The organism is Methylosinus sp. DMC45 (assembly GCF_056313885.1).
In genome coordinates, this window is sequence record NZ_JBQUZK010000019.1 from 44,192 (window position 1) to 64,670 (window position 20,479).

Annotated in this window: 14 protein-coding genes; 7 read left to right on the forward strand and 7 right to left on the reverse strand. The window is 66.4% G+C overall.

Annotated elements, in window-relative coordinates:
* Positions 1-191 precede the first annotated feature (191 nt).
* The gene (gene ligA / locus ACT53T_RS04875) at positions 192-2,327 is read right to left on the reverse strand and encodes an NAD-dependent DNA ligase LigA (protein WP_476160354.1); all 2,136 of its coding nucleotides are present in this window, start codon (positions 2,325-2,327) and stop codon (positions 192-194) included.
* Positions 2,328-2,540: 213 nt separating this feature from the next.
* Positions 2,541-5,411 carry an EAL domain-containing protein gene (locus ACT53T_RS04880; RefSeq protein WP_476160355.1) on the reverse strand — a complete coding sequence of 957 codons (2,871 nt, stop codon included), beginning with the start codon at positions 5,409-5,411 and terminating at the stop codon, positions 2,541-2,543.
* Between the two features lie 299 nt (positions 5,412-5,710).
* Between ACT53T_RS04880 and ptsP the strand changes: the two genes are divergently transcribed.
* The 3 genes from ptsP (at position 5,711) to ACT53T_RS04895 (ending at position 9,677) form a co-directional block, all read left to right on the forward strand.
* Positions 5,711-7,978: a phosphoenolpyruvate--protein phosphotransferase gene (gene ptsP / locus ACT53T_RS04885; protein WP_400768932.1), complete on the forward strand. Its 2,268-nt coding sequence runs from the start codon at positions 5,711-5,713 to the stop codon at positions 7,976-7,978.
* 257 nt (positions 7,979-8,235) lie between these two features.
* Positions 8,236-9,306 carry a peptide chain release factor 1 gene (gene prfA / locus ACT53T_RS04890; RefSeq protein WP_476160356.1) on the forward strand — a complete coding sequence of 357 codons (1,071 nt, stop codon included), beginning with the start codon at positions 8,236-8,238 and terminating at the stop codon, positions 9,304-9,306.
* Between the two features lie 98 nt (positions 9,307-9,404).
* Positions 9,405-9,677, forward strand: a complete 273-nt coding sequence (locus tag ACT53T_RS04895; RefSeq protein WP_476160357.1) for a hypothetical protein — start codon at positions 9,405-9,407, stop codon at positions 9,675-9,677.
* A gap of 77 nt (positions 9,678-9,754) precedes the next feature.
* On the opposite strand, the gene ACT53T_RS04900 is transcribed toward ACT53T_RS04895, so the two are convergent.
* The 3 genes from ACT53T_RS04900 to purH all read right to left on the reverse strand — a co-directional run bounded on the left by ACT53T_RS04900 (position 9,755) and on the right by purH (position 14,737).
* Positions 9,755-10,876, reverse strand: a complete 1,122-nt coding sequence (locus ACT53T_RS04900) for a helix-turn-helix domain-containing protein (RefSeq protein ID WP_476160358.1) — start codon at positions 10,874-10,876, stop codon at positions 9,755-9,757.
* Positions 10,877-11,018: 142 nt separating this feature from the next.
* Positions 11,019-12,542, reverse strand: coding sequence for a porin (locus tag ACT53T_RS04905; RefSeq protein ID WP_476160359.1), 1,524 nt, complete (start codon positions 12,540-12,542; stop codon positions 11,019-11,021).
* A 602-nt stretch (positions 12,543-13,144) separates the two neighbouring features.
* Entirely contained in the window at positions 13,145-14,737 is a 1,593-nt protein-coding gene (gene purH, locus ACT53T_RS04910; RefSeq protein ID WP_476160360.1) for a bifunctional phosphoribosylaminoimidazolecarboxamide formyltransferase/IMP cyclohydrolase, read from the reverse strand.
* Positions 14,738-15,240: 503 nt separating this feature from the next.
* Between purH and ACT53T_RS04915 the strand changes: the two genes are divergently transcribed.
* From ACT53T_RS04915 to ACT53T_RS04925, 3 genes are all read left to right on the forward strand, one after another.
* Complete coding sequence (locus tag ACT53T_RS04915) at positions 15,241-15,540, forward strand: type II toxin-antitoxin system Phd/YefM family antitoxin (protein ID WP_026598970.1); 300 nt, start codon at positions 15,241-15,243, stop codon at positions 15,538-15,540.
* Positions 15,537-15,959: a PIN domain-containing protein gene (locus tag ACT53T_RS04920; protein ID WP_476160361.1), complete on the forward strand. Its 423-nt coding sequence runs from the start codon at positions 15,537-15,539 to the stop codon at positions 15,957-15,959. Before ACT53T_RS04915 ends, ACT53T_RS04920 begins: the two co-directional genes overlap by 4 nt.
* Positions 15,960-16,200: 241 nt before the next feature.
* A complete protein-coding gene (locus ACT53T_RS04925) occupies positions 16,201-16,743 on the forward strand; it encodes a T4SS efffector SepA family protein (protein ID WP_476160362.1) in 543 nt (180 codons plus the stop codon).
* Positions 16,744-16,855: 112 nt separating this feature from the next.
* Here the strand turns inward: ACT53T_RS04925 and ACT53T_RS04930 are convergent, their stop codons facing one another.
* Positions 16,856-18,604: a heparinase II/III family protein gene (locus tag ACT53T_RS04930; protein ID WP_476160363.1), complete on the reverse strand. Its 1,749-nt coding sequence runs from the start codon at positions 18,602-18,604 to the stop codon at positions 16,856-16,858.
* Between the two features lie 62 nt (positions 18,605-18,666).
* Positions 18,667-20,067, reverse strand: coding sequence for an RsmB/NOP family class I SAM-dependent RNA methyltransferase (locus tag ACT53T_RS04935; RefSeq protein WP_476160364.1), 1,401 nt, complete (start codon positions 20,065-20,067; stop codon positions 18,667-18,669).
* Between the two features lie 148 nt (positions 20,068-20,215).
* Between ACT53T_RS04935 and ACT53T_RS04940 the strand changes: the two genes are divergently transcribed.
* Positions 20,216-20,425: a DUF1674 domain-containing protein gene (locus ACT53T_RS04940; RefSeq protein ID WP_476160365.1), complete on the forward strand. Its 210-nt coding sequence runs from the start codon at positions 20,216-20,218 to the stop codon at positions 20,423-20,425.
* The last annotated feature ends 54 nt before the right edge of the window (positions 20,426-20,479 follow it).

Here is a 20,479-nt window from a genome sequence, read left to right on the forward strand (position 1 = left end):
GGGTCGGATGAGGGCGGCGGCGATCGGCGGCGCTTCAAAAACTTTTCGAGATCGCTGCGGCGGGTCGGTCCCTCATCCGACCCTCGCTGACGCGAGGGCCACCTTCTCCCACAAGTGGGAGAAGGGAGCGCCCGTGCTTCTGCAATATCGGCTCATCTTATCATTTGGCGCAGCGCCGGTCGATCGCGCCCCTATTGCCCCGTGCGCGAAAACCATTCCTCTTCGCTGATGACCTCGACGCCGAGCTCCTTGGCCTTGGCGAGCTTGGAGCCGGCGCCCGGCCCGGCCACGACGAGATCGGTCTTCTTCGACACGGAGCCGGAAATTTTCGCGCCGAAGCGCTCGGCCTGCGCCTTGGCCTCATCGCGCGTCAGCCTCTCCAGCGCGCCGGTGAAGACCACCGTCATGCCGGCGACCGGCGAAGCGCTCTCGATCTGCGGCATGGGCTCCAGCGTCACATGCTGCAGCAGGGCGTCGATCTCGCGCTCATTGTGCGGCTCGGCGAAGAAATCATAGAGCGCCTCGGCGACCACCCCGCCAATGCCTTCGATCGCTTCGATGCGCTCGCGCGCCTCGCTTCCAGGCGCGGCCTCGCGCGCCGTGTCGCGCAGGCTGGCGAAATCGCCGAAATGTCGCGCGAGGCGCTTGGCGTTGGTCTCGCCGACATGGCGAATGCCGAGCGCGAAGAGGAATCGATTGATCGGCGCGCTGCGCCGCGCGTCGATCGCGGCGAAGAGATTGCGCACCGAGGTCTCGCCATAGCCCTCGCGATTCTCGAGCCTAGTCAGACTCGTTCGGTTTCGTTCGGCCAGCGTGAAAATTTCGGAGGCGGTGCGAATGAGACCTTCCTCGAAGAAAGCCTCGATCTGCTTGTCGCCGAGACCTTCGATATCCATCGCGTTGCGCGAGGCGAAATGCTTCAAGCGCTCGATCGCCTGCGCCGGACAGACCAGCGAGCCGGTGCAGCGGCGCACCACATCGGCGACGCCCTTCTCGTCGATCTCGCGCACCGCAGCCGAGCCGCAGGCCGGGCAGACATGCGGGAACTCGTAAGGCTTCGTCCCCTCCGGCCGCTTGTCCAGCACCACCTCGACGATCTGCGGAATGACGTCGCCGGCGCGCTGCACGACGACGGTGTCGCCGACGCGAATATCCTTGCGCGCGATCTCGTCCTCATTGTGCAGCGTGGCGTTGGAGACGACGACGCCGCCGACCGTCACCGGCTCCAGCCGCGCGATCGGCGTCAGCGCGCCGGTGCGGCCGACATTTATGTCTATGCCGCGCACAATGGTCTTGGCCTGCTCGGCGGGAAATTTATGCGCCACCGCCCAGCGCGGCGCGCGCGAGACGAAGCCCAAGCGAATTTGCAGGCCGATATCGTCCACCTTGTAGACGACGCCGTCTATGTCATAGCCGAGCGTGGCGCGGCGCGCTTCTATATCGCGGAAATGCGCGAGCATCTCATCGGCGCCGACGCAAATTTTGGTGAGCGGATTGGTCGGCAGGCCGAAACTCGCCAGCGCCTGCACCATGCCATATTGCGTGTCGGCGGGCATGACGCTGACCTCGCCCCAACTATAGGCGAAGAAGCGCAAGGGCCGGCTCGCCGTCACCTTGGGATCGAGCTGGCGCAGCGAGCCGGCGGCGGAATTGCGCGGATTGGCGAAGAGCGGCTTATTCGCCGCCGCCTGTCTCTCATTGAGCGCGAAGAAGTCCTCGCGCCGCATATAGACCTCGCCGCGCGCCTCCAGCACATCCGGCCAGCTCTCGCCATTGAGGCGCTGCGGGATTTCCTCGAGCGTGCGAATATTGGCGGTGATGTCCTCGCCCTCATAGCCGTCGCCGCGCGTCGCGGCATAGACGAGCGCGCCTTTCTCATAGCGTAGCGAGCAAGAGAGGCCGTCGATTTTCGGCTCGGCGGTGAAGAAGAGCGGCGCTTCGTCGGAGAAGCCCAGAAAGCGCCGCACGCGCGCGACGAATTCATGGACGTCCTCATCCGCGAAGACATTGCCGAGCGAGAGCATCGGCACGACATGTTTTATTTTCGCGAATTTCTCCGCCGGCGCGGCGCCGACCTTCTTGGTCAACGAGGCGTCGGAAGCAAGCTCGGGAAAGGCTTTTTCTAAAGCCTCATAGCGCTGGCGCAGCGCGTCATAGTCGGCGTCGCTGACTGCGGGGGAGTCTTCCTGATAATAGCGGCGGTCATATTCGGCGAGCTGTTCCGCGAGCCGCGAATATTCGAGCTTCGCCCGCCGAGGCGAGAGATCTTCGATCGGCGTCGGCGGTCTTGGTCCGCGCTTACGGGAAGAAGCGTCATCAGAGGCCATGACAACATCCGAGCATCAAAAACCAGCGCGCGCCCCTTCTCCCACTCGGGGAGAAGGTGGCCCTCGCGTCAGCGAGGGTCGGATGAGGGCTCGCGCCGCTCCCGCCGTTTACGATTATTTGCGCGATGACGCAAAGCGTATGGATATTCGAAAGGACCGTCATCCGACCCGACTTCGTCGGGCCACCTTCTCCGGGAGAAGGAAGAGTCCGCCCTACGCCGCCTCGGGAGCCGCGCCCACCAGCCTGCGCGCCTCCATCGGGCTGATCGGGCGGCCGAAGGCGTAGCCCTGCGCATAGGCGCAGCCGAGCTGATAGAGCTCGATAGCGTCCGATTCCGTCTCTGCGCCCTCGGCGACGACATCCATGCCGAGATCATGCGCCAGCGAGATGAGCGAGCGCAGAATCACCGCGCGCGAGCCCTTGCCGGTCTGGCGCGTGAAGGAGCGGCCGATCTTGATCGTGTCGAAGGGGAAGCTCTGCAGATAGGCGAGCGAGGAATAGCCGGAGCCGAAATCGCTCATCGCGAGGCCGGCGCCCAGCTCCTTGATGCGGCCGAGCATTTGCGCGGCGTATTCGGGATTTTCCATCACCAGCCCTTCGCTCAGCTCGAGCTTGAGGCTGCCTTTGACGATGTCGTTGCGCATCAGCACGCTTTTGACGTCGCGCAGCAGATCGTGCCGCAGCAATTGCCGCGAGCCGATATTGACGCAGGCGAAGATCGGCGGATCGACGGCGAGCGCCCGCTGCCAGGCGGCGAGCTCGCGCGCCGTGCGCTCCAGCGCCAAAAGGCCGAAATCGACGACGAGGCCGGTCTGCTCGGCGACCTGGCCGAACTCGCTCGGATCGAGCTGGCCGAGACGCGGATGGTCCCAGCGCAGCAGCGCCTCGAAGCCGGCGATGGTGCGATCCTCGAGCCGCACCACCGGCTGGAAGAACACCTTGATCTCGCCGCGCTCCAGCGCGCGGCGCAGATCGGCCTCGAGGGTCAGCCGGTCGGAGCGCTGCGCGCGCATCGCCGGGCGGAACACCTCTATGCGATTGCCGCCGAGCTTTTTGGCGTGGCGCAGCGCGATCTCGGCGTCCTCCAGCATTTCGTGCCGGTCGGGATGCAATTCCTTGTCGAAGAGCGCCACGCCGATCGACACCGACAGCGAAATCTCGCGATCGGTGAAGCGCACCGGCGTCGCCAGCGTCCGCCGCACCGAATCGGCCAGCGCGATCACATGGTCGGCGTTGGTCTCGGAGACGAGGATGATGGCGAAGCGATCGCCGTCGAGCCGCGCCAGAGTGTCCTGCTGCTGCAGGAGCCGGGTCAGGCGATGGGCGATGGTGAGCAGGATCGAATCGCCGGTGGCGACGCCGACCTGCTCGTTGATCTGGCGGAAACGGTCGATATCGACGGCGAGCACAGTGGGCCGCAGGCCGGCCTCGAGCCCGGCGAAGACCAGCGCCGCCTCCAGCCGGTCGAAGAACAGCTCGCGATTGGGCAGGCCGGTCAGATTGTCGTGGACGGCGTCATGCAGCAGCCGCTCTCTCGCATTGCGCTCGTCGGTGACGTCGGTGAGCGTGCCGACGACGCGAATGACCTCGCCATCCTGCCCGATGACCGGGCGCGCCCGCAGCCGGTAGCAGAAATAATGGCCATCCGAGGCGCGCAGCCGGAATTCCTGATTGATGCGCCCGCGCCGCTGCTCGAGCAGCGCGTCCAGGCAGGCGCGATAGCGATCGTGCTCGAAAGGATGCAGCAGAGCGAGCCAGGAGGAGGCCGCCCCCTCGAGCCCGCCACGGTCGAGGCCGAGTTGCTCCTCCACCTCCGGGCTCACATAGATGTAGTCGGCCGGCACGTCCCAGTCGAAGACGATCTCATTGGCCCCGGTCAGCGCCAGCGCCTTGCGCTCGGTGTCGGAGATCGCGCCATGGGCGAGGCCGCCGCTGGCGAAGGCATTTTGCATAACGGTGAAGCCGATCAGCATGACGATCAGCACCAGACCGCCGACCAGCGCCGGCGAGACCAGATCATTGGTCAGCCAGCCGGCCACGGTGAAGCCCGCCGCGCAGACCCAGAGCAGCAGCAGAAACCATGTCGGAATCAGCATGATGGCGCGATCGAAGCCATGCGTCGCCAGATAGAGGACGAGCACGAAGCCGACCGCCGAGACCGTGGCCAGCGAGATGCGGGCGACGCCGGCCGCCACCGGCGCGTCGAAAATGGCGAGGCCGACGAGATCGGCGAGAATCAGCAGCCAGAGCGCGGCGACATGCCAGGCGCGCACATGCCAGCGGTTGAGGTTGAGATAGGCGAAGAGAAACACCACCAAGGTCGCCGACAGCACCGTCTCGGCGCCGGCGCGCCAGATGCGGTCGGCGTTGGGATCGACGCCGAAGATCTTGGCCCAAAAGCCGAAATCGATGCAGACATAGGCCAGAACCGACCAGGCGAGCGCCGCCGCCGCCGGAAAGATAACCGCGCCTTTGACGACGAAGACGATGGTCAGGAACAGCGCCAGCAGGCCCGCGATGCCGATGACGATGCCCTTGTACAGGGTGAGGCTCGTCACCTTGTCCTTGTAGGAGTCCGGCTCCCACAAATAGAGCTGCGGCAGATTGGGCGTGCGCAGCTCGGCGACATAGGTGATCGTCGTGCCGGGATCGAGGGTCAGGCGAAAAACATCAGCGTCCCCGCTTTCCTCATGTTCCGGCGGGAAGCCCTGGCTCGCGGTGATGGCCGAAATGCGCGTCGCGCCGAGATCCGGCCAGATCACGCCGGAGCCCTGGAGCCGGAAATGCGGAGCGACGATCAGCCGCTCCAGCTGCTCATCCGTATCATTTGTGAGCGCGAAGACGATCCAGCTCGGACGTGTGCCCGCTTCCTTGGCGCCCACCTCGATGCGTCGGATGATTCCATCGGAGCCGGGGGCGGTCGACACCTGGAGGCGGTCGCCCTCGGATGAATATTTCTCCACCGCATGGGTGAGGTCGATGGCGGAGGCGTCCTGCGGCACGCGCACGGAATCGATGGCGAGCGCCGGCGACCCGCAGAGGACGAGAAACAGGAGGGCGATCAGATATCTGGATAGCGGCACGAATCTCGTCTCTGGCGCGCAGGCCGAAAAAGTCCGAATGTCGCGAGGTGGACCGGTCGGCTTTCGGATTTCTTCTTGTCTGAATTTTGACTGGTACCGGCTAAGTCGTCGCTCTGCAAGCCGGTATGGTCTTTGCGTATCGCGAGCGGGCGAGCGGCCGCGCTTGCGGAGGCCGAACGGGGCCAATATACGCTGAAACAGGAACAGGGCAGAAATTTAGAAGTTCTCTAGATTTGGGAGATGCGTCCGCGCAGAGCCCTCGTCTGGCGGCGACAGCCTGTCGAAACTAAGGAAACTGGATGCGTAGCGCTCTCGGCGGACCCCGCTTGCTGCTCCGCCGGCTTCGCGAGGTCATGGCGGAGCCGGTGAGCGCGCAGGCGCGGCTCGACAAGATCGTCGTGCTCATCGCGTCCAATATGGTGGCGGAAGTCTGCTCGGTCTATGTGCTGCGCGCCGATCAGCGGCTCGAGCTCTATGCGACCGAAGGCCTCAATCGCGAGGCGGTGCATCTCACCACAATGCACGCCGGCGAGGGCCTCGTCGGCCTCATCGCCAAAAGCGCCGAGCCGCTGAACCTCTCCGAGGCGCAGGAGCATCCCTCCTTCTCGTACAAGCCGGAGACGGGCGAGGAGATCTACCACTCCTTCCTCGGCGTGCCGATCTTGCGCGGCGGCAACACGCTCGGCGTGCTCGTCGTGCAGAACCGCGTGCGGCGCATCTATTCCGAGGAGGAGATAGAGGCGCTGCAGACGACGGCGATGCTGGTCGCCGAGATGATCGCCTCGGGCGAGCTGCGCTCCATCGCCAAGACGCCGGAGAGCTTCGCGCTCGACCGGCCGGTGGCGGTGAAGGGCGCGCCGATGTGCGAGGGCGTCGGGCTCGGCTACGCCGTGCTGCACGAGCCGCGCGTCGTCGTGAAGCAGCTCATCGCCGAGGATATCGCCGCGGAGATCCAGCGCGTCGATGCGGCGATCGAGGCGATGCGCCTCTCCATCGACGAATTGGTCGCGCATGGCGACCGCATGGGCGCCGGCGAGCATCGCGAGGTGCTGGAGGCGGTGCGCATCTTCGCCAATGACCGCGGCTGGGTGCGCCGGCTGCACGAGGCCGTGCGCAGCGGCCTGACGGCGGAGGCCGCGGTGGAGCGCGTGCAGAACGACGCTCGCGCCAAGCTGCAACGCCAGACCGACCCCTATCTGCGCGACCGGCTCCACGATCTCGACGATCTCGCCAATCGGCTGCTGCATCAGCTCACTGGGCAGAGCTATGTGGCCGAGCGCGAATCGATCCCCGAGAACGCCATTCTCATCGCCCGCAACATGGGGCCGGCGGCGCTGCTCGACTACGACCGCTCGCGGCTGCGTGGCCTGGTGCTGGAGGAAGGCGGGCCGGCGAGCCATGTCGGCATCGTCGCCCGCGCGCTCGGCATCGCGACGGTCGGCCTCGCCGCCAATGTGACCGATCTCGTCGAGGCGGGCGACGCCGTCATCGTCGACGGCGTGACCGGCGACGTCCACATCCGACCGCCGCCGGATGTGCAGACCGCCTATGGCGAGAAGGCGCGGCTGCGCGCCCGCCGCATGGAGCAATACGCCAAGCTGCGCGACGTGCCCGCCGTCACCAAGGACGGCGTGGAGATCGCGCTGCATATGAACGCCGGCCTCATCGTCGACGTGCCGCATCTGCACGAGACCGGCGCGCGCTCCATCGGCCTGTTCCGCACCGAGCTGCAATTCATGCTGGCGCCGCGCTTCCCGCGCATGAACGAGCAGTTCCTGCTCTACAAGGCCGTGTTCGACGCGGTGCAGGACCGCCCGGTCACCTTCCGCACGCTCGACATCGGCAGCGATAAAATCCTGCCCTATATGGCGACGATCGACGAGGAAAATCCGGCGCTCGGCTGGCGCGCCATCCGTATCGGCCTCGATCGGCCGGGCCTGCTGCGCATGCAGATCCGCGCCATGCTGAAGGCGGCCGGCGGACGCGATGTGCGCATCATGTTCCCGATGATCGCCAATGTCGCGGAATTCGAGGCGGCCAAGGCGATCGCGCATCGCGAGCTCGCGCATCTCGAGCGCCACGGCCATATGCCGCCGACCAATGTGCAGCTCGGCGCCATGGTCGAGGTGCCCTCGCTGCTGTGGGAGCTCGACACGATCGCCGCGCGCGCCGATTTTCTGTCGGTCGGCTCCAATGATCTGGTGCAATACATGTATGCGGCCGATCGCGACAACACGCGGGTCTCCAAGCGCTACGACACGCTCTCCACCCCCGTGCTGCGCGCGTTGGAGCGCATCGCCGCCGCGGGCAAGCGCGCCGGCAAGACGGTGACGCTGTGCGGAGAGATGGGCGGCCGTCCGCTGGAGGCGCTGGCGCTGCTCGCGCTCGGCTATCGCTCGCTGTCCATGTCGCCGTCGTCGATCGGACCGGTGAAGGCGATGATCCTCGCCGTCAATCTCGACGAGGCGGAGGTGTTCCTGGCCTCGCTGCTCGCCAGAGAGGACGGCGCGCCGAGCCTGCGCGAGACTTTGCGCGAATTCGCCGCCGCCCGCGATATTCCGGTTTGAGCATGGGCCAATTCGAATGCGGAAGCGCGCCCTCCCTCACCCTCCCCCGCTACGCGGGAGAGGGAATGGCCGGCGCTGCGCGAAATCTCGATGACGCGCGCAGTCTGCTCCCTCTCCCGCAAAGCGGGGGAGGGCTGGGGAGGGGGCCGGCCCCGCACAGCGATGAAAAGCCGAGGGCGCGCGCGAAAGACCGGGGCCGCTAGCGACGCTCGCGCCTCGCTCCACGCCATCCCCTACCCTCTCGCTCGGCTCGCCCCATGTTCGCCCAAGACAAGCTCGACCTCATTCTGCGTCGTCACGAGGAGATCGCCGACAGGCTCAGCTCCGGGCCGGACGCCGCGAGCTTCGTCGCGCTCTCGCGCGAGCTCGCCTCGCTCGACGATGTCGTCGCCAAGATCAAAATCTATCGCGCGACGCTGGCCGAGATCGCCGGCGCCGGCGAGATGCTCGCCGATCCGGCGATCGATCCGGCCATGCGCGAGTTCGTCGAAGGCGAGCTCGATGTCGCGCAAGAAGCGCTGACCAGCGCCGAGCATGAGCTGAAGCTCGCTCTGCTGCCGAAAGATTCCGCCGATGAGAAGGGCGTCATCCTCGAGGTGCGCGCCGGCACCGGCGGCGATGAGGCCGCGCTCTTCGCCGGCGATCTCTTCCGCGCTTATCAGCGCTACGCCGGCGTCAAAGGCTGGAGCGTCGAGATTCTCTCCGCCAACGAAGGCGCGCTCGGCGGCTATAAGGAAATCGTGGCCGAGATCGCCGGCCGCGGCGTCTATGCGAAGCTGAAATTCGAATCGGGCGTGCATCGCGTGCAGCGCGTGCCGGCGACGGAGACGCAGGGACGCATTCACACATCGGCGGCGACGGTCGCCGTGCTGCCGCAGGCCGAGGATGTCGATGTCGCCATAGACGACAAGGACCTCAACATAGAGACTATGCGCTCCGGCGGCGCCGGCGGCCAGCATGTCAACAAGACCGAATCGGCGATCCGCATCACGCATATTCCATCCGGCATCGTCGTGATGATGCAGGAGGAGCGCTCGCAGCATCGCAACAAGGCCAAGGCGATGGAGGTGCTGCGCTCGCGGCTCTATGACGCAGAACGTCAGCGCCTCGACAATGCGCGCGCCGCCGACCGCAAGGCGCAAGTGGGCTCGGGCGATCGCTCGGAGCGCATCCGCACCTATAATTTTCCGCAAGGGCGCGTCACCGACCATCGCATCAATCTGACGCTCTACAAGCTCGATCGCGTGATGGAAGGCGAGATGGACGAGATTTTCGACGCGCTGACGACGGATCATCAGGCGAAGCTGCTCGCGCAGAGCGAGGAGTGATCCGCAGGGTGCGAAGACGCACATCCGCGAGCCGTCGCGCTTCGTAAGTTCGGGACGTTCACGAGAGACGTGAACGACACCGAGCCACGGAGCGCAAGATGACCAAGAAATTCCTCGCCGCCGGCCTGCTGGCCGCCACTCTCGCCGCCTCGACCTTCACCGCCTCCACCGCCCAGGCGGACCCCTATTGGCGTCACGGTCATCACGGCCACTACTGGGGCGGCGTCGCCGCGGCGGGCGCGCTGACCGCGCTGACCCTCGGCGCCATCGCCGCCTCCGAGGCGCCCAGCAATTGCTACATCGCCCGCCGCCCGGTGACCGACGATTGGGGCAATGTCCTCTACTTCCGCCGCATGCGCGTCTGCGAGTGAGCCGGCGCGGATGAGCGAGCCCGAAAAGGCGCGGCCCTTCGATCTCGAAGCGGCCGCGCCTCTCGACCGGAAAGATTCTAGCGCGCCCTCTCCCCCGCCCGCTCGCTCAAGCGGCGATAGAGCGTGCTGCGATGCACGCCAAGAATGCGCGCCGCCTTGCTGAAATTGCCGTCGCAAGCGTCGAGCGCCGCGCGCATCGCCGACAGCTCGGCGTCGCGCAGGCGGTGCTCCGCGAGGCGCGCGGAAGGCGGCTCGAAGCAGATGTCCTGCAGCTCCCAGGGACAATCAGTCGGCCGCGCGCGGCAGACGCCGGGCGTGTTGGCGAGGCCGTAATAGCGCCGTCCGTCGATCCCGATGATCTCCCCCATTTGCGGCCCGGCTCGCAGCGGCTCGAACAGCTCCTCCAATCGCGCGACATCGAGCGCGCACCAATCGCGCTGCACGAAGGAGAGGCCGCGGCGATTGGCGGCGATGAGGCGCTTGTCCTCGTCGAAAGCGAGCAGGCCCTCGCGCGGCGCGCCGACGACGGCCGGATCAGTGTGGAAGCGCAGCAAGGTGGCCGCCGCGAAAGCGCCGCCGCCGAAGAAGCGATGCTCGATCTGCTCCGCGGCGAAGCGCACCAGCCCCAGCGCATGCACGCGCTGCACGGCGGCGTGAGCGGCGAGCGCCAGCGCGCCGACGACGACGCCGCGCGGATCGACGATGGGCGCCGCCGCGCCGCTCAAAATATTATGGCTCTCGTAGAAATGCTCGCCGCCATGCACGGCCATGGCCCGCCGCTCGGCCAGCGCCGCGCCTATGGCGTTGGTGCCGGCGGCGGCCTCGCTCCAGAGCGCGCCGGGCCGCAGCGCAATTTGCGCCGCGTAGCCGGCGAAGCCGATATCGCCGATGGCGTCGACCACCATGCCCTGGGCGTCGGCCAGAATGACGATCGCGTCGGTCTCATGCGCCTCGGCGTTCAGCGCGTCGAGCTCGGGCCGGCACAAGCGCCGCAGCCGCTCGTGCCGCGCGAGAAACATCTGCAGCTCGCTCCGCTCGAGCGGCGCGACGCGCGACGGCCTGGCGGCGTCGAGGCCGAGCTCCGCGCAGCGCAGCCAGGAGCGCAGGATCGGCTGTTTCAGCTCGACTGTCGGCAGCTCGCCGCGGCCGAAGAATTTATCACGCGCCGCCTCCGTCAGGCTGGCGGAATAGAGGGGCATTTGAGACGCCTTTTCACGGCCGCCCGATCACGCGGCGGCGGCGGCCGAACCGTCGCCGGGCCGACCGCCGCCTTTTATTATGAGAGCCCGCCCGCTTTGTGCACCGCACAAATTGTCGCAGGCAGATCCGCTATCCCCGCGATCAGAAAGAGAAAATCGTTCCCGCGACGAGCGCGTTGGTCCTCACCCCCTGCCCCAGCAGATTATGCGAGACCGAACGTATGAACTCGCTCTGGAAGGTGACCCAATCGGTGAAGCGATATTTCACGAAGCCGATCGTCGAGGCGTTTGCGGAGACGAGCGCGCCATCGCCGAGCCGGCCGGGATAATCGGCGAGATTGGCGTCGAGATAGCTGACGCCATAGCTGCCGCCGAAAGTGAGGCGCTCGAAGAGCGTGTAGCCGGCCTGGGCGTAATAGCCGGAGGATTTGCGCCGCTCGCCGTCATAGCCGACGCCGTCGAAATAGAGCCCCGTCGTGCCGAGGCCGACGCCCTTATAGCCATAGCCGACCAGAGTCACCGGACCGACGTCGAGCCGCCCGCCGGCGTCTATCGCCATGGAGCGCACGCCGGCGCCGCGCGGCAGCAAAATGGCGTCGCCGGATTCGACGCGATGTCGCTGGGTGAGGCCGGAGGTCCACAGGGTGAGCTTCATCCCCGGCGCGAGCTCGCCGACATATTTGACGCGCGCCTGAAAGCCCGGCTGGTCATGCCCGGTCATGACGCCCGAATAGGGAAGCACGCCGGCCGCCGACACATAGGAGCCGGCGTTGTCGAATTGCTGATAGGGCGAGAAGGCGCCGACCGAGACGGTGACGCCATGGAAGTCCGGCGTCGTATAGGTGAGCTGCGGAATCCAATCCGCATAGACATAGCCGAAGCCGATGCGGCCGAGGCTGGTGTTGGAGGGGCTGGCGTTGGCGGCGATGGTGCCGGCGCCGAACAGCGTGAAGTCGTTGAGAATGGCGTCTGCGGCGAAGAGGCCGAGATCGCGGCCGACCTTCAGCGAGCCCAAATCCGGCGAGCTGATCTCGCCGAACACCTGGCGCAGATCGACGCCCGGCGTGCCGAGCGCCACCGAGGCGCCGGAGCTGTTGCCGTTGAGCAGACCGACGCGAATATTATTGCCGCCAGCGTAGAGGCCGAGCGAGAAAGAGACCTTATAGCCCTCCTGCTCGGTCGAGAGATTGAGCGCCAGAGCGCTCGGCAGCAGGCCGGAGCGAATGGCGGAGGAATTATTATAGATGCTGCCGCCGCCGAGCCCGCCGGCGATGGTCGCCGTTCCGGCCTGCTTGAACTGCTCGGTCGCGAAAAAGGCGAGCTGGCCCGAGATGCGAACGTCGACCGCGCCGACGCGCGCGCCGATCCCTTTGTCGAGCCGCGTGATGTAATGATCCGAAGGCGCCGCGACCGGCTGCGCGGCGGCGCGGCTCGCGACAGCGGCGCGGGCCGGCGCGGCGATCTCGGCCGCATGGCGCGCCTTGAGCTTGCGATATTCGCCCTTGGTGAGAATTCCCTTGGCCTTCAGCTGGTCGAGCAGCTGATCGGTGGTGTCGGCACGCGCCGCTCCAGTAAAAATCGCAATAAAGGCAAGTCCTGCCGCCATCACATTCGCCGCCTCGAGCCGCTTTGGACGCGGGGCGGCCACATCGCCGGTTCCTGTCATTGGCGTTTCCGTCTTTTTTTTTCGAAAAGTCCCGGCCGCCCTTCGAAGAGACGGCCGGGAAAGTTAGGGAGGATTGAGTGAGCCGCTCGTCATCGACCCAGCGGCGCGGGCCTCTTTCCCTGGGAAGGAAAGTCCGGTGACGGCGCGACCGGGCGCCGCCGCTCGCAAGAGCAGCGCGACGAGATCGAACCGAAATTGTGGGGGGAGACTGCGGCATGACCGCCATTCGCAAAGGAAAGGCGTGTCGAAATGCGGCAGATGGACGATCGAGCTCTTTCGATCAGCTAATGTGTCGTCTCGACTTCAAGCACAGCTCCCGATCTATGCTCGCCTCGCAAGAGGAGAGCGTCGTATTTTTCGGGATGATTAGGCGCGATGCGGCGCACTATGGCAATTAGAACCGCTCGAAATCGCCTCATAATTGTCACGCTATCGGCTTTGTAGCGGAAACGACTGATGCAGCCTGCGACAGTCGCGCTCTATTCGATGCAAAATGCGACAGCGCGACAATATGCGCGGCGCGGGGGACGCGGCACGATGTCGCGCACCTCCCGCCAAAACAACAGGCTATGGAAACATATTGCGCCGCAGCGCAGGCCGGCTCAATGCCGGAAGTGACGCACGCCGGTCAGCACCATGGCGAGGCCGGCCTCGTCGGCGGCGGCTATGACGTCCTTGTCATTGACCGAGCCGCCCGGCTGAATGACCGCCGTCGCGCCCGCCGAGGCCGCCGCCAGCAGCCCGTCCGGGAAGGGGAAGAAAGCGTCGGACGCGACCACCGAGCCGACCGCGAAGCTCTCCCGCACGCCGGCCTCGCGCGCCGCCTCCTCGGCCTTGAAGGCCGCCGTGCGCGAGGAATCGACGCGCGACATCTGCCCCGCTCCGACGCCCACCGTCGCGAGATCGCGCGCATAGACGATGGCGTTGGACTTCACATGCTTGGCGACGCGGAAGGCGAATTTCAAATCCGCCAGCTCCCTCGAAGTCGGCGCGCGCTTCGTCGCCACGGAAAGGGTCAGGTCGTCGACAACGCTATTGTCGCGCGACTGCGCCAGAAAGCCGCCCGAAACGCTGCGGAAGGTGAGCCCGCCCGCGCGCGGATCGGGCAGGCCGCCGGCGAGCAGCAGGCGCAAATTCTTCTTCGCGGCGATGATGGAGATCGCCTCCTCGTCCGCCTCCGGCGCGATGATGACCTCGGTGAAAATCTTCACGATCTCACGCGCCGCCTCGGCGTCGAGCTTGCGATTGAGAGCGACGATGCCGCCGAAGGCCGAGACGGAATCGCAGCGCAGCGCCTTGCGATAGGCCTCGGCGAGGCTCGCGCCCTCGGCGACGCCGCAAGGATTGGAATGCTTGATGATGGCCACCGCCGCCGTGCGCGCGGGATCGAACTCCGCGACGAGCTCATAGGCCGCGTCGGTGTCGTTGACATTATTGTAGGAGAGCTGCTTGCCCTGGGCCTGTTTCGCCGTGGCGACGCCGAAGCGCTTCTCTCCCGTCAGATAGAATCCGGCGCTCTGATGCGGATTCTCCCCATAGCGCATGGGCTCGGACAAATGGCCGCCGATGGCGCGCCAGGGCGGGGTCGCCTCGCCGAGCGCGCCGGCCAGCCAATTGGAGATCGCCGCATCATAGGCCGCGGTGCGGGCATAGGCCTTTTGCGCGAGGCGCCGGCGCGTCGCCAGAGTGGCGGCGCCGGCATTGGCGGAAAGCTCGGCGAGAAACCCATCATAATCGGCGGGCTCGACCAGCACGGCGACATCATCGTGATTCTTGGCGGCGGCGCGGATCATCGCCGGCCCGCCAATGTCGATATTCTCGACGCAGGTCTCGAAAGGCGCGCCTTTGGCCAGCGTCGCCTCGAAGGGATAGAGATTGACGACGAGCAGATCGATCTGCGGAATGTCGTGGGCGAGCATGGCCGCCTCATGCTCGGGATTCTCGCGGATCGCGAGCAGGCCGCCATGCACCTTGGGATGCAGCGTCTTGAGGCGACCGTCCATCATTTCGGGAAAGCCGGTGACGTCAGCGATGTCGCGCACCGCGAGGCCCGCGTCGGCCAGCGCCTTGCGCGTGCCGCCGGTAGAGATCAGCTCGACGCCCAGCCCAGCGAGAGCCGTCGCCAGCTCGACGAGCCCCGTCTTGTCGGAGACGGACAGCAGAGCTCTCGTGATACGGCGCAGATCGACCGGCATTCAGGTCCCTCTTTGTGGAGCGAAGACGTCGCGGGGAAAGGATATCGCCCGGCGCTTAGCATAGATCGCCGGGGGGAGAAACCAACTGGGCGCCGACCGCGCAGGACGACCGGGTTAATGACGAGAGGGGCGCGCTCACCCTCCCCTTCAGGGGGAGGGTCGGCCGGCGATAGCCGGACGGGGTGGGGTTCGCGGCGAAGACTCGGGGCGTCACCCCCTCCCGAGCGCCTGCGGCGCTCGACCTCCCCCCTCGAGGGGGAGGTGGAAACGCCTCTTCTAATCAGCACTTCTCTTTCGCCAGATCGCTCTGGCCGACCGCGCCCTCTCGGAAGAAGCGCGCGGCTTCGCGCCCGGCACAGAAATTCGGCGCGGGAGGATGGGAGGTCCGGGACGCAGCGGCTCCGTTCGGCCGCGGCGTGGAAAAATTTTTCCACGCTGCAGGAATTTAGTCCGGTCTCGTCAAAGGGCTTTCCTTCGCGCCCCCGCGTGATAATCTAGTCAGTATGACCAGATCGGCCCGACCCACTCCGCCAAAGCCGCCGCGCCCGCCGAGCCATTGGGCGCTGCAGGACGCGAAGGCGCGCTTCAGCGAGCTGGTGCGCCGCGTCCGCAGCGAGGGGCCGCAGCACGTCACCATTCATGGACGCGACGAGGTGGTCGTCGTCGCCGCCGATGAGTTTCGCCGCCTCGAGGGCGAGCGAACCGGCGAGGCCCTGATCGCCGCCATGCAGTCCTCGCCCTACCGCGACATCGATATCGAGCCGAAGCGCGAGCGGGCGCCGGTGCGCGACGTCGAGCTGTGACGGGCTGGCTGCTCGACACGAATATTCTCTCGGAGCTGCGCCGCCCCAGACCCGAAGCGAAGGTCGTCGCCTTCATCGCCGCGCAACCGCTCGATCTGCTCTATGTCAGCACCGTCACGCTCGCCGAAATTCGTTTCGGCATCGAGCTCGTCGAGGACGCGACGCGCCGCGCCGAGCTCGGCGACTGGCTGACGCACAGAGTCCGGCCGATGTTCGAGCGGCGCGTGCTGCCCGTGAGCGAGGATGTGATCCTCAAATGGCGGCTGCTCGTCGAGGACGGCCGCAAATCCAGACACACATTCTCGCAACCGGACCTGTTCATCGCGGCGACGGCGCTGCATCACGGCCTGACAGTGGTGACGCGCGACGCGGCAGAATTCGCGCGAGCGCGGGCGCCCGTGCTCGACCCGTGGCGGTGAGGATCGCCTTTTCGCGCCTGACTTTTGTGTCGCGCAAACCGTTGATCGGCCGGGGATCGATGCGCGTGGCGAAAGTCTTGATTTCCGCACAGCGAGGAAGCTTGGGCCAAATTTAATTCGCCTCACAGCGCTTTGATGCATTGTCAAAGCGCTCTAACCGTTATATGAAATACATCGTTAAATGTCGAACTGAAGGCCTTTACGCCATATACGCCGCGTGGGCATTGCAGGGGAAATAGGTATGATGCCAACTGTAAATATCTCTCCAGAGCTCTTCGCTCGTATCCAGAGCTTTGCGGAACCGTTGGTCGATACGATTGAGACGGTAATGGGTAAGGCGCTTGATGCCTTGGAGGCGCAAAGCGGACGTGCAAGCAGCGCTGCATCAGTCCGCACTTACAACCCCGCTGCTGCTCCCAACCTCTCGTTCACAACTGTCCATTCGGTTGTCGTCGACGGCTTTAGGCTTCCGCCTGCGGAAACCTACTGGAACAACCTTCTCCGAGCTGTGTTGCGGAAGGCGAAGAGACATTTTTCGACGGAGGAAATCGGCAAACGTCTGATTTGCAATCATGTCATTGGGAAAAAGGAAGACAGCGGTTATACTTACCTCGAAGACGTTGGAATTTCCGTACAGGCGGGGGAAGCAAACAAGGTTTGGAAAGCGACCTATTTGCTAGCCGAAAATATAGAATTAGCGGTTGAGGTTGAGTTTAGTTGGCAAGACAACCCCAAGGCTGCATATGCGGGCCAGTCGGGGAAATTCATTCTCAAATGGCACTGAATGCGACCAGATGTTCGTAATTCAGAATTTAATTATGAAACCGGCGCGGGAAATCTCTGCGCTGGTCGCATAAGCCGCCACCATGGAACATTCACTGTCCCATAAACGTACTTCAACCTGAATTACCCCCCTCCTCCTCCACCCGCGAGAACGACCATCGCAAATGCGCGTCCTTCACGCCGCGCCCATCCACCACGATCTGCGCGCTTTTCCGCGCTGTGGCCGGGCCGGCGAAGAAGACGCTCTCTTCCACGCTCACATCGGCGTTGGCCTCGAAGACGAGATCGACGCCGAGGCTGCGCAGCAGCACCTTGCGCTTGCCGGCCACGCTCGCCTGAACATTGGGATGCAGATGGAAGCGCAGCACGAAATTCTCGGCGCGGGCGCCGTGGCGCAGCGCGACGAGGCGGTCGTCGCCGAGCAGCTGCGAGCCGTCATGCGCCAGCGCCAGCCGGCGCTCGTGCAATAGGCCGAGCTCGCGCGCATAGCCATCGTGCGAAAGCTCGAGCTCATGGCTCGTGTCGGTGGCGCGGCGCGACGCCTTTACTTGCGCGGGACCGGCGACGATGCGCTCCTCCGGCCGGCCGCGCCCCGGCCGCGCCTCTATGCGGCAGGAGGAGCGATCCTCGACGACGAGGGTGGAATGCGCCGCCGTCGAGCGCGCGACGCGGCGCAGCGCGTCGGAGCCTGCGGGCGGCGCGCCGCAATTGACGACGATGCGCTCGGCGCCGATCGAAAATTCGAAGGAGAGGCAGCCGGCGTGGGCCGCGCCGGAGAAGACCAGCGGCGGCGGCGCGCCGGCGTCGATGACGACCGCGGCCGCGCCCGCCTGCAGCCGCCGATAGCCCGAATGCGGCGCGTCGAGAATGGGCGCGCCGCCGGAGTCGGCATGAGCGAGGATCGTCGCCAGACGATCCGGCGGGGCGCGGCCCATTCCGTTGAACAGCGCCAGCGAGCCGTCGCCATGCTTCAGCACGCGCAGAAAGGAGATCATCGCCGCGATGGAGGCGGTGAGCCGCTCCGGCGGCCGGCGACCGCGCGCGGCATAGGCCTGGCGCAACGGCAAGAGATCGAGCAGCAGTTCCACCGGCGTATCGGGATTGCGGCCGATATGGCCGCCGTCCGGCAGAATTTGGCGGAACAGCTCGGCGTCCAGCAGAGCGGTGGCGCGCATCTCGAACTTGCGGCCGGCGTCGGCGCAGACGCCGAAAGCCGCGAGCGCCACGGCGCAGAGCAGCCGGTCCGAGGCGCGCCGCTCAGAACCCATGGCGCGCAGCAGAAAGCGAATATTGCGCGCCAGCGCGCGCATGAAACGCTCGTAGAAATCTTGATCCGCGCCCTCGAGCAGGATCGGCGATTGCGCCAGAAAGGACAGCGTGCGGCGCGCGACGATGCGCGGCTCATAGGCGGGATCGTCCACGAAATCGGTGCGCGTGCGCAAAAATTCGTCGACCAGCGCGCGGGCGTTGGCGCGCGCGAGCGCGCGATCGGCGGCGCGCAAATGGCGCAGCCAGGAAAAGCCGGCGAGCGAGCGGCGCCAGGCGACGGAGGGCGGCGCGATAGAGAAGGGCGAGCGCCCATTGGTCTCGACGACCTTGCCGTCGAAAGAAAAATAGCCGGCGTAGATTTCATCCGCGACGGTGGGATCGGCGGTGCGAATGTCCTGCGGCGCCACATAGAGCCGCTCCGGCGCGCGAACGCCCATGGCCTGCACGGCGTAATAAGGCCCGCGCACCGCGCGCGCGAATGTGGCGACGCCGCGCGCGGCGGCGTTCGCCAATCGCTGTCCAGAGCCTTTGGCCGTCTCGCTCAGAGCGTCCTCCTCGCGCTCCGCGATCTCGTGCGGAGCAAAGCGAATCATGATCGGGATGACACGAATCGCAAAAGCAGAAAAGCGGCGGAAGCGCGATCCTTCGCCTTCCGTCAGTCCCGCCGCACGAGCCGCGCGGCGAAGAAGCCGTCGAGACCGGCGAGGCGCGCGTCCTCATTCGGCCAATAGGACGGCAGCGTGCGCAAATCGCCGTCCGGCGTCACGAATTCCGCCGGCACGCGATCGGCCGCGGCGTCGATGGGCGCGCGGCGCATTTCGGGATGACGGCGCAGAAAGCTCGCGATCTGCGCCTCGCCCTCCTCCGGCTCCAGCGAGCAGGTGCAATAGACGAGGCGCCCACCGGGCCGCAGCAGGGAGGCGGCGCGCTCCAATATGCGCGATTGCAACGCGACGAGGGAATCGAGATCGCCGGGCTTCTTGATCCAGGGCACGTCGGGATGACGGCGAACCGTCCCCGTCGCCGAGCAGGGCGCGTCGAGCAGAATGGCGTCGAAGGGACGCGCGGCGGCATAAGAGGCCGCGTCGCCCACCGCTATGTCCGCGTGCAGGCGAACGCGCTGCAGATTGGCGGCGAGCAGCTTCAGCCGCTCGGCGGAGCGATCGAGCGCCGTTACCTGCGCGCGGGCGAGAGCGAGCTGCGCGGTCTTGCCGCCGGGCGCGGCGCACATGTCGAGCACGCGCTCCTCCGGCTCGACGGCGAGCAGCCGCGCCGGCAGAGCGGCAGCGGCGTCCTGCACCCACCATTCGCCCTCCGCATAAGCGTCGAGCTCGGCGATGGGCGTGCGCGCGCGCAGACGCACCGAGCCGGTCGGCAGAACAATTCCATCGAGACGCTGCGCCCAGCCTTCGGCGTCGGATTTCACCGTGAGGTCGATCGGCGGCTCTTGCATATGCATGGCGGCGATGGCGCGCGCCTGCGCCTCGCCGAAGGATTTGATCCAGCGCTGCGCGAGCCAGGCGGGCGTGTCGAGATCGAGCGGATCGGCGCCGAGAAACTCCTCGCGCCGGCGAATGAGATTGCGCAGCACGCCATTGACCAGGCCGGCGAAGGGCGCGGTCTTCGGCTCGAGCCGGACCGCGCGCACGGCGAGATCGACGGCGGCGTGATCGGGAACGTCGAGAAAGAGGATTTGCGCCGCCGCGGCGACGAGCGGCCATTCCAGTCGCGCGGCCTGCTTGGGCAGGCCCTTCTCCAGCAGAGCCGCGAGCGCATGGCGAATGGCGCCGAGCCGGCGAACGCCCACATAGGCGATGGAGCGCGCGAGCGCGATGTCGCGCGGCTCCATTCCCGCCAGCCGGTACGGAACCGCCTGCGGAGAAAAGCGTTCGTCCAGCCGGTGGCCGCCTTGCGCGACATCGGCGATCACATTGGCCGCGGCGATGCGCGCCTGCAGCCCCGGCACTTGTGCGGCCTCGGCCTCGCGCGCGGCGTCCGCCGGAAGGAAGCCGGCCCGCGCCTTGGCCTTGGCGGAGAAAGGTCTATTGTCTCGCATTCACACCTTCGACGCGGATCGAATCGTCGTTTATATCACATACGGAGCTGACCCGAGGCGAGCGCCGATCGCGCGCCCGAGAACCAGCTCTTGTCGGGAGAGTTTCCCGGGCCAGTTTCCCGGGAGCGTCGCGTTCCGAGGAGGATGAATGGACGAAGCGCAGACACGATCGGAACGCGCCGCGGCCGAGCGGACCCTGCCGCCGGAAGCGCAGCGCGCGCTGGCGGAAGCCGAGGAGCGCCGCGCGCGCGAGAGCCGCGATCGCGCCGCGCCGCAGCGCGAGCTCGGCGGCCGCGGCGGGCTCGACCCCGCTCGCTACGGCGACTGGGAGACCAAAGGAATAGCCAGCGACTTCTGAACGCCAGGCCCGAGCCCATGCTCGCGGCGGGCGTGACGAGCGCCGCCCACGGCG

Excerpts from the sequence above, each read along its gene's own strand:
- ACT53T_RS04940 (WP_476160365.1), top strand. The coding sequence starts at position 20,216 with ATGGACGAAGCGCAGACACGATCGGAACGCGCCGCGGCCGAGCGGACC.
- ACT53T_RS04905 (WP_476160359.1), bottom strand. The coding sequence starts at position 12,542 with ATGACAGGAACCGGCGATGTGGCCGCCCCGCGTCCAAAGCGGCTCGAG.
- prfA (WP_476160356.1), top strand. The coding sequence starts at position 8,236 with ATGTTCGCCCAAGACAAGCTCGACCTCATTCTGCGTCGTCACGAGGAG.
- ptsP (WP_400768932.1), top strand. The coding sequence starts at position 5,711 with ATGCGTAGCGCTCTCGGCGGACCCCGCTTGCTGCTCCGCCGGCTTCGC.
- ACT53T_RS04925 (WP_476160362.1), top strand. The coding sequence starts at position 16,201 with ATGATGCCAACTGTAAATATCTCTCCAGAGCTCTTCGCTCGTATCCAG.
- ACT53T_RS04935 (WP_476160364.1), bottom strand. The coding sequence starts at position 20,067 with ATGCGAGACAATAGACCTTTCTCCGCCAAGGCCAAGGCGCGGGCCGGC.
- purH (WP_476160360.1), bottom strand. The coding sequence starts at position 14,737 with ATGCCGGTCGATCTGCGCCGTATCACGAGAGCTCTGCTGTCCGTCTCC.
- ACT53T_RS04930 (WP_476160363.1), bottom strand. The coding sequence starts at position 18,604 with ATGATTCGCTTTGCTCCGCACGAGATCGCGGAGCGCGAGGAGGACGCT.
- ACT53T_RS04915 (WP_026598970.1), top strand. The coding sequence starts at position 15,241 with ATGACCAGATCGGCCCGACCCACTCCGCCAAAGCCGCCGCGCCCGCCG.
- ACT53T_RS04895 (WP_476160357.1), top strand. The coding sequence starts at position 9,405 with ATGACCAAGAAATTCCTCGCCGCCGGCCTGCTGGCCGCCACTCTCGCC.
- ACT53T_RS04900 (WP_476160358.1), bottom strand. The coding sequence starts at position 10,876 with ATGCCCCTCTATTCCGCCAGCCTGACGGAGGCGGCGCGTGATAAATTC.
- ligA (WP_476160354.1), bottom strand. The coding sequence starts at position 2,327 with ATGGCCTCTGATGACGCTTCTTCCCGTAAGCGCGGACCAAGACCGCCG.